This is a genomic window from uncultured Ellagibacter sp. (genome assembly GCF_934617235.1).
GTDB lineage: Bacteria > Actinomycetota > Coriobacteriia > Coriobacteriales > Eggerthellaceae > Ellagibacter.
In genome coordinates this window covers 1-9,122 of sequence record NZ_CAKTTZ010000065.1, presented here as the reverse complement: position 1 = coordinate 9,122, position 9,122 = coordinate 1, and the positions used below count along the sequence as shown (strand labels likewise).

The following is a 9,122-nucleotide window of genomic DNA, read 5'->3' as shown; positions in this document are numbered from 1 at the left end:
CTTCACGCCCGTCCACAACAGCGGCACCGCACTCGTATATATACCCACGAAGATAACCACTGAGAACACAAGGCCGAGCGTCGGACTCATCCTGTTGGCCAGTACCAGCGTGGGTATGGGCGCGTCCCACACCAGATCAATGTTGGAGATAAGCGCCACACAGCACAGTGCGGCTGTGCCGAAGATAAACAAACTCGACAGCAGCATGCCACGTCTCACGACCGAGAGGCGCTCGCGAGCGCTGAGCTCGCCCAGAAAAGCCGCGAACCACAGAATCACGAAGCCTCCGTAGGACGCTCCTGACGCAAGCGGATTGCCTCCGCCTATCTGAGTTATGTCATAGGCGCCTGAGTCAATGGCGGCCGCCCCAGCCTCGAAGCCGAGCGATCCCGTAGCGGCCGAGCAGCCGACCACAACAAGTAGAAAGACCACAATGAGAGGTCCCAAGAAGCTCAGGGCCTTAACAATGCCCTCGAGCCCACATGCAACGGTGGCCACGGCCACCACGGCAAGCAAGATTGCTCCGACGCCATTGGGAAGACCCCACTGCTGCATGGCGGCGGAGTTCGCGCCGCCCAGCATTACAATGAAACTCATATAGCAGAATAGCGCTGCGAAGCAATCGTAGAACGCACCTACCTTCCTGCCGCAGTACACCTTGTAGATGTCACCGCCGCGCTCAAGCTTCTCCTTGGCGCCGTTAGTCGAGAACGAAAGGTTCGTGTACAGATAGATGACAGCCGTCACGGCTATTACAACCCAAAACAGGCTGCCGTAGGAGGCCTCGTACTGCAGCACTTCCTGCATGCTCGCGAAACCGGAACCAATGTAGAGCCCTATGCACGCTCCGCACACGGCTAAGATTTCCTTGAAGCTCAACTTACACCCCTATTAATCTCTATGCCCGTCTCACTGCGCCTACTTCGCCAGGCCTAGCTTTCGCTTCACAAAATTGCCGATTACGCACCACCATGCCGTAAAGCAAGGTCGCCAATCATGTCGGTCATAGAAGTAGAGGCAGTCTGCCGTCTTTACAGCCTTCAGCCAATCGGAAAGGCTGATGAGCCTCTCACGCCTCACTCTAAAATGAAAGTCAGGCTGTTCAGTCAGGGCTCTGTAACCTTCGGGAACAACCCGTTCAACCCCATCGGGAATCCTGCCATCACGCATCCCGTTCATCCAAATAATAGGAAGGGGCATATCGAGTTTTGTGGAAGCCCAGCTCCAAGTTGAGTTTCTAAAGTTAATTTCCAAGAACCAAAGATTGCCGTCGGCGTCCTCCATAAACTCAACCTCGAATATGCCCTCAAATCCAATCTCGGCGAACATTTCTCTGAGTGCGACCTCAACTTCGTCGTCGGCAGGATTGGCAACCGTCATCTCCATGCTGTAAGAATCGGCCAAAGTGTAGGTATAGCGAGCCTCTATGGCGAACAAAACGTCTTTGCCGCAAGCGACAGAGCAGCCCTCATATGTACGTTCCGTCACCTTTTTCACATACCGCTGAAGAAGGAGATCGGAATCGCTAGCTATGCGGTCATACGCAGCAACTAAGTCGCTCTCATCGTTGCAAATATAGTAGTCAGATTTCCAGCCATCATACGACTCTATCGGCTTAGTAATAATCGGATACTCTATATCGTCAGGAATCTCTCCCTTTTTTACTCGCCAAACGCGAGCAACTCTCATTCCGTGTTTTTCTGCGAGCCTGTATAGAACTTCTTTGTTCTGAAAGTGAGCGATTCTACCATTGGAGCCAGCGTTAAAGAAAACGAAGTTGTCCTTCAACTCGTCATAACGTTCCTCAAGACAACGAACGGCAACATCATCCGATGTCAATATAAAAGTCTTGCCTTCGCAATTGGAGTAATTAGCAATAATCCAGTTAAGCGCCTCGTCGTAGTTATCGACAGAATGGAGCCGTCCGATATATCTGCTCTTCGAGGCAATCTTCATTGAAGGGTTGCGTTTAATAACCACAGTCGGCCTTATCCCGGCCTCGCCTAAAGTTCTAATAATTCCGAGCGGATTATAGTGTTCTTCGCAGAGAACGATTACATCATCGTTATATTTCTTATCCATCTTACTCCTATCCTTATATATAGATGCCAGCGCCCTGATCAACGTAGTCGACTCACCCTAGTCAAGAACGACCTTCCGAATGTATGTATCCTTCAGCGATATCGCGAGCGAATATTGCAAAGCCATTGCAAGCGGAATTGCCATCACGCCTAGCTTTCCGAGCAGCAAATAACAAGCAACAAGGTATACAACGTTCGAAATAAGCGTGATAACTGTCGACTGCTTCGATAGGCCATAGGCGTTGAAGCAGGGGTGAATGGCGGAAAAGACAATGCTCGCAGCGGCAAGAGCGGCTAATGTGGCAAAGAGATACCAGTACGCGCCGTAGAGCGGGTCCATAAAGACAGCGAGCGCAGGCGGAACGACCAGACAGGCAATAGCTGCGCAAGGTATCACAACTTTAGCCACGACCTTCTCGATTTTTCTAACAACGTCATATGCACGACCGTAAAGCCCCTTGGCGATCAGCTCAGCAAGTTGCGGCATAACCGCCTGCTGCACAGGTCGCGAAAGGAGGGAGAGAACGGAAAGCAGCTGCCTAAAGAATTTAAAGACACCGACAGCCTCACTCGACAAGAGAGAGAGGAAGAACACATCGAAATACTGAATTGGCGCGTCCACCGTGGTATCAAGGTTTGACCAAACGGTAAAGGAGACGTAGCCAGCCGGCAAATCGACGCGTCGTGCCTTAACAATCTTAAAAAGACCAAGACGCCTGTGAGCAACATACACAGCAATAAATAAGAGTGTCAGGCTCTTAATGACATCGGCAGCACAATACGCACAAGCAAAAACAATTACATTATTCTCGAAAAGCATTATTGACACAGACACAAAGAGCAGTTTGACAGCCGCCATAACAATCGCATGAATTGCAACATAGTTGAACCTATCGAAAAGACGGAGCAAACCCGTAGGGGCACCTTCTATATGCGCAAGTATCTCGAAACAAAACACCACTGCCGCAGCAGTTGCGGCAGAATCCCAACCGAGGAAGCCAGCCACGAAGCCGACAATGGCGAAGGAGATGACACATCCGGCAACTGCCGATATCAAATCGACAAGAAAAGCGGCCTTTATGCAGGCAGCCAATCCGCGCTCATCTCGTTTTTCCAGGCAGATGGATCCATAGCGAATCACACTTTGCCAAGATTGGAAATTCAAAAGAGCGTCAATCGCCTGCATGTAAGTCTGACCGATCATCAGCGAACCGTAGCCAGCAACGCCAAGAAATCCAGCAGATACAAATGACGTCAGCATGTTAAAAGCAGAGGCGCCGCCCTGACCCACAACGATAGTTGAGACATTTTTCGCAAGCTTCCCCCAGAATTCATTGCCCCTAATTTTTTCACGAAGAAACTTGGGACTACAGTGCATCATCGCTCCATTTCATTTCTCACCAGCGAATCCAGAATTAAAGAACCCAAGTTATCGGAAGTCATGAACTCGCAATCCGGATACCGCTCCGCAAGCCGTCGAAGCAGCCGTTCAAGCGCATCGAGTGAAAACTCGCAGTGTCTCTCATCCACTCGGGTCGTATAGTTGACTCGATGGGTGCATATCACGGCCGGCTGTCTGCGGATGAAAGCCGTCTCGATTTCGGCGAAAGCAGCGTTGACACACTCGTCGACGCTCTTGCCTTGAAACATGGAACGCGAGGGCTCGAACTGCACATTGCGGATTAAGCGGCACTGTCCAGGTACGTTGGAGCGTCCGAAAACGTTGATTCTCCTCGAATAGGAATTGTTCCCTTTCGGGACATTCCTCTTTGGCGATGATTGGATCGTCTCGATGCCCATCTCAGCGGCGATGCGCTCACATTTCTTATTGGCGACATAGCATGGCGGGATGAAGCTCCTAGGGGCGAAGCCAAAGAGTCGCTTGAAAATTGCAATAGCGTCTTCGAGGTATCTACGCGCGTCGACCAGAGTGTTTCCACTGTTGAGAGCATCAATCCCATTGTAGAAGGCGTCGTCCAGCCCCACCATTCTCAAGCTACGGGCGTATTTCACCACAGAGTCGACGGCCGCATCAGCAAGCCACGCCGTTGCGTTAAGGTGCTCTCGCCCGTGAAGTTGAGGATGCAGCGCCGTTTCACTGCGTCCCAGCCGAATGAAATCGAGCACCCCCTCGCTGTCATCGTAGGTCCGGTAAGTCTCATCGATGGGCTCGAACTCGAAGTGCGCGTTATGGGCCTCCCCGGGAACGCATCGGTCGAAGTCGGGGTTCGCGGTTGCGAAGTTCAGCGTGAACACTGGGGCGGAAGCCCCAAAGCGCACCGCATTCTCGCGCAACAAAGAAGAGAGGCGGCTTACATCGCCTTTCTTCTCCAGGCCGTCGAAAGACTGGTAATGGTCAAGCTTGAATGAAGGGAATCGTTCCCCAAACGCCGCAAGAGCACTGGCATCAGGAACTCTCACGGCGCCCCAATCATCGGACTCGAAAACAACGATGCGTCTGTTTGTTTGGTAGCCAAGCTTTGCGACCAGGTCCTTGGCAGTCTTTTTGATTGTCTGCATTCTCTGTTCCTAAAGCTCAAATTCACATTTGTCGGGGAAAAGCTCATCAAGACAAGCGAGAATCCTCATGCGAGCCGTCTCGTACTGTTCCGGCGTGAGGTCACCGTCGTTGAGGCAGACGACCTTTCCCTTGCGTCCGCGAAGATACGATTCGACCTCTTCCAGGGTCGAATCGAAGTCGATTCCTAAATTGAAATTCTTTCCAAATGAGATTGGCCGTGGATAAAAATCGCCTTTTGCGCACTGCCAATCTTTCATAAGCCAATTCGAAATATCGGTTGCTTGCCTGAATCGATGTGAAGAAGTTCTCTCCAGTTCATCCTTCTCTTCAGCCCAAACCTCATCGAAGGTTGATTTCAGGAATGAATTGCAAAGGTGCGGCTCGTAAAATCCCTTAAACGATGGGAATGCAAGCATGAGCAACGTTCTCAGGGCCATCGTCCCATACGCAGGGCTGAGCCATTTCAACGGATGACTCTTGACGCAACTCAATGGTACAAAATGGGTGCTAAGGACGCTCGCAACGTTGAAAGGAACATAGAACTCGTCCCCTCGGGCGAGACCACCGGCACTTAATACGGCAGTCGCCCTCGGCAAGCCCTTATGGAAATAATCGTCCTCACTTGTCCGATTTAGAACGATCAAATCATCGTTGAACAACACAAACTGCTCCGCCAAACCCTCGATTCGGTTTGCGTTAAGCTCAATGACGTTGGAATTGAAGGTGGGTAGGTACTCATGGGGGATATAATCTTCATGCTTCACAACATGAAGTTTTGGATTCGAAGTGTCGAGCCACTTAGGAAGATGCCCATAGGTCAAGAAATGAACCTTGCGGACCCAAGGTGCGTTTAAAGCGACGCTGCGAAAGAAGTATCGAAGTAGGCCCCAGTCCCGATATCGCTTGTCCTGTCCGTGAGCAGAAGCCATATCGGACGGTCCCTCGTACCTATTCCTTTCCGAGAGCCAATCTAAATCCGAGTCATCAACCCATGGAATTACAAAGTCGATTTCCATATTCATCCGTTGTCTTTCATTTTGTAGTTGCGCATAAATCCCTCGGTCCCTCTCTCTATCTTTGAAGGAAAATCTGTCGCCACAATCGCCATCACCAAAGCGTAAAAAGGCCCATAAAAATTAAAGAAGGAGGCGTCGGCCGTACTCAATATCAGGTAATAGAGGGGAATGATCACGTATGCTCCAACGGGAACTCGATGAGACCTTGACCTCGATACGAACGAATAGAAGAATGTCCCGATGAGCAGGGTAAAAAGCGCAAGCCCGAAAAACCCAAACTGCCCGATGACCGTAGGCCAGAAACTGTCACTAACGAAGGCATGGTAATCCGGACTCAAGCCATATACGCCGGAAAGCCCGTATAGATAATAAAGAGGTGAGTAGTACTCGCCCGACATATAGCTAGCGTAGGTACCGAAACCCGAGCCAAAGGGAAAAAAACTCTGCGCAATCTGCATCGAATTGGACTGAAGAAGATACCTGGCCGAAGTCGTATCCCCAAAATAGAACTTCATCTGATCAGCGCCCAAGAATAAGACACCAATTACGAGAATCAGGTACAAGAATACTGTGGGCTTCTTATCCCTTCCCGTCACCAAACACCTAACCAGAAAGAAGCCAATGACGAAGGCGATTCCCACGGCTTTCGTCCTCATAGTCGAAAGCAAGAGCAAAATATCGAAAACAATCCATACTTTGTTCTTATTCGCGTCGGTCATCAAGAGAGCGGAGATGCCGACACAGTACGCTGCGAGCTCTGTGGTATGTCCGAAAACGAAACGATAGCAAGGTACACCCATGAAATGTCGGTCATCCCCCATCGACACAACCCCCGAAAGATGGAGTGCGTAGCCGAAAAGGGCGGCGACTATAAGCAGTTTCGCAACACAGATCGCAAGCGAAAGAATCCTTTCCTCGCCATGAACGACCTGCAGCGCTCCATAATAGGCAGCGAAAACCTTAAAACAGGTGAACGCATCTACGGCAATAGCAAGATTGTTTTGCTGATAGCCTGTAGCGAAGTTTGAAGCAAGTCCGAGCGCAAGCAGCAAAGCGACTGCCAAAATGCCGATACGCTCCCCGTCGTTAAGCGCAACCTTGTCTTTTCTAAAAAGCCCCCATCCGACGAGAAGAATGGCAGTGAGCTCGTCAGTATACGAAAACGCCTTGATGGAACCATCGAGCATGGGCGAAACGATAAGGACGACAAGCAAGATGACCTGAAACGCCTCACGCACAAGAATCTTAGGACGCTCAGTTATCTTCGCTCTGCATCCGCTCTTCAAAGCAACGGAAGACAAAACTACCCCCGTCCCGTGTATAGCGCAGCGAGCTGCGAGACAGTTCCTTGAATATCAAACCCCGCACCCGTCACGACTTCCGCGTAGTCCTCACGCGGAAGGCTCGCACACCCAAGTGTGCGCTCAATGCAGTCGGCCCAGGCCTCGGCCCCCGCCTCCAGTGGCAGGTACTCCACCAAGTCGGTAATGGCCACCTCGTTGGTAATCCTGTCCGAAAGCACGCACGACAACCCGGAGCACTGCGCCTCCACCGCCGAAAAAGGCAGTCCCTCAAACAACGAAGGCATAGCGAAGCAATCGACCCCATCGTAGAACGAAGGCATATCGTCGAGCAGGCCTAAGAAGTGCACACACTCGGAAAGCCCGAGATCTCTCACTCTATTCTCGATGTCCTCGCGCAGTGAGCCGTCTCCTGCAAGGACGAGATGCACATGCTCTATATTACGGGCGAGAGCGGTAAAAACGTCAATGAGGAAGGCGTGGTTCTTCATCAGTTCGAAGCGTCCGACATGGCCCACGAGCATGTCTTCCTCCGAAAACCCGTAGGAAGCTCTGAAAGCGTCCCTTCGCGCGGCGTCGAAGGCGAACCGCGCCACGTCGATGCCGTTGTTCACGACCTCAAAATCCTTCCCCGGATACATGAACTCTCCCGCGGTCCTCGAACAGGCCAGCCGTTTGGTCGCATACTCGCCGAACCCCTTCTGAAAAGCCTGCTTCACGAGGTTGCGCGGGGTGCGCTCGAAATCGGCGATGTGCGAGTGCGAGAATAGTCGCCCGATGCCGTGATCAGCCGCCGAGTGCAGGACATCGCGCCCGAGCGCAGCCATATGGCAGTGCACGGCGGCGTAGTCGTGATGCTTGTCGAAGAAGGCATCCAGCATCCGCTTGCGGCACAGCAGGTTTGCGCCCTCCATGATAGGAACGTGGTACACATGCCCGCCAAGGCTCTCGATCTCGTCCTCGTAATATTCGCGAGGGGTATGGAAGACGAGGAAGTCGAACTGCACCTGGGTGCGGTCGATATTGCGGTAGACGTTCATCATGAACGTCTCCGCTCCACCCCTGAACAGCTTCGAGGTAACCTGAAGTACTCTAACCACGGGCGCTCCAATCTTTGATTTGATTCAAATAGCAGGAAAGCTCTTCCTCCCAGTCGGGCATGCGGAAGCCGGCGGACTCGAGCTTGGTCAGGTCGAGCGCGGAGTGGACCGGGCGCGGGGCGACGGGGCCCTCGGCGCTCGCGTAGTAGTCGGCGGTCGATACCGGCACGACCCTGTCGCCGTTGCCGTTGGCGGCCTCGAAGACGGCGCGGGCGATGTCGGCCCAGGACTTGACCGTACCCGATCCGGTGCAGTTATAGGTGCCGTAGGGGGCGTGGGTCCCCAGCATGTGGAAGATGGCCTCGGCCATGTCGCGCGTGAAGGTCAGGCGGCCCAGCTGGTCGTCCACCACGGTGACCTGCCCGAGCCCGTCCTCGGGGTCCGCGACGCGGTCGGACAGCCCCTTCATGGTCTTCACGAAGTTGCGGCCCTCGCCGATGACCCAGCTGGAGCGCATGATGTAGTGGCGGGGGCAGCCGGCCACGGCGATGTCGCCGGCGGCCTTGGTCTGGCCGTAGACGGAAAGGGGGCTGAAGGGCTCCCCCTCGGTATGCACCCCGGCGGTGCCGTCGAAGACGTAGTCGCTGGACACGTGGACCAGGGTGATGCCGTGCTCGGCGCAGGTGCGGGCGAGAAGGGCCGGCCCCGTCGCGTTGGCCTTCCAGGCGATGGCGCGGCCCTCGGGGGTCTCGGCTTTATCCACCGCCGTGTAGGCGCCGCAGTTGATGACGGTACCGTAGAGCGACCAATCATACTGGGCGTAGGCCTCGGGGTCGGACATGTCGAAGGTGTCGATGTCGCAGAAGTCGAAGTCCTTCGCCACGCCGCGCTCCTCGGCGAGCTCGCGCACCGCATGGCCCAGCTGGCCGTTGCAGCCGGTGACGAGGGTGCGCCTCGGCGCCATGGGGACGACGTCCCTCAGCATCGGGTGGTTGAGGTCGGCATCGGAGACGGTGGCCTCAACCAGCGGGATCGGCCACTCGATGGCGAGCTCGGGGTCGGCGAGGTTCACGAAGGTGTAGGTCTTCTTGAGCTCCAGCGACCAGTGGGCGTCCACCAGGTAGGTGTAGGCGGTGCCGTCCTCCAGGGCCTGGAAGGAGTTG

Annotated in this window: 8 protein-coding genes; all 8 read right to left on the bottom strand. The window is 53.7% G+C overall.

The genetic code is table 11. The annotated features are described in order from the left end of the window. A partial coding sequence (locus tag Q0G85_RS09815; RefSeq protein ID WP_297157468.1) for a hypothetical protein occupies positions 1–879 on the bottom strand: 879 nt, incomplete at its 3' end. 39 nt (positions 880–918) lie between these two features. Continuing rightward, complete coding sequence (locus tag Q0G85_RS09810; RefSeq protein ID WP_297157466.1) at positions 919–2,082, bottom strand: ATP-grasp domain-containing protein; 1,164 nt, start codon at positions 2,080–2,082, stop codon at positions 919–921. 57 nt (positions 2,083–2,139) lie between these two features. Next, positions 2,140–3,462 carry a lipopolysaccharide biosynthesis protein gene (locus Q0G85_RS09805; RefSeq protein ID WP_297157464.1) on the bottom strand — a complete coding sequence of 441 codons (1,323 nt, stop codon included), beginning with the start codon at positions 3,460–3,462 and terminating at the stop codon, positions 2,140–2,142. Continuing rightward, the gene (locus Q0G85_RS09800; RefSeq protein ID WP_297157462.1) at positions 3,459–4,601 is read right to left on the bottom strand and encodes a hypothetical protein; all 1,143 of its coding nucleotides are present in this window, start codon (positions 4,599–4,601) and stop codon (positions 3,459–3,461) included. The genes Q0G85_RS09805 and Q0G85_RS09800 overlap by 4 nt, the downstream gene beginning before the upstream one ends. A 9-nt stretch (positions 4,602–4,610) precedes the next feature. Next, positions 4,611–5,618, bottom strand: coding sequence for a stealth family protein (locus Q0G85_RS09795; RefSeq protein ID WP_297157459.1), 1,008 nt, complete (start codon positions 5,616–5,618; stop codon positions 4,611–4,613). A 2-nt stretch (positions 5,619–5,620) separates the two neighbouring features. Continuing rightward, on the bottom strand, positions 5,621–6,856 hold the full coding sequence (locus tag Q0G85_RS09790; RefSeq protein WP_297157455.1) for an O-antigen ligase: 1,236 nt from the start codon (positions 6,854–6,856) through the stop codon (positions 5,621–5,623). Positions 6,857–6,921: 65 nt separating this feature from the next. Next, positions 6,922–8,019 (bottom strand): glycosyltransferase family 1 protein, encoded by a 1,098-nt coding sequence (locus tag Q0G85_RS09785; RefSeq protein WP_297157452.1) that lies wholly within the window; start codon positions 8,017–8,019, stop codon positions 6,922–6,924. Next, positions 8,012–9,122 (bottom strand): sugar nucleotide-binding protein (locus Q0G85_RS09780; RefSeq protein WP_297157449.1); only part of this gene is annotated, 1,111 nt, incomplete at its 5' end. The genes Q0G85_RS09780 and Q0G85_RS09785, both read right to left, overlap by 8 nt.

Excerpts from the sequence above, each read along its gene's own strand:
- Q0G85_RS09800 (WP_297157462.1), bottom strand. The coding sequence starts at position 4,601 with ATGCAGACAATCAAAAAGACTGCCAAGGACCTGGTCGCAAAGCTTGGC.
- Q0G85_RS09810 (WP_297157466.1), bottom strand. The coding sequence starts at position 2,082 with ATGGATAAGAAATATAACGATGATGTAATCGTTCTCTGCGAAGAACAC.
- Q0G85_RS09795 (WP_297157459.1), bottom strand. The coding sequence starts at position 5,618 with ATGGAAATCGACTTTGTAATTCCATGGGTTGATGACTCGGATTTAGAT.
- Q0G85_RS09805 (WP_297157464.1), bottom strand. The coding sequence starts at position 3,462 with ATGATGCACTGTAGTCCCAAGTTTCTTCGTGAAAAAATTAGGGGCAAT.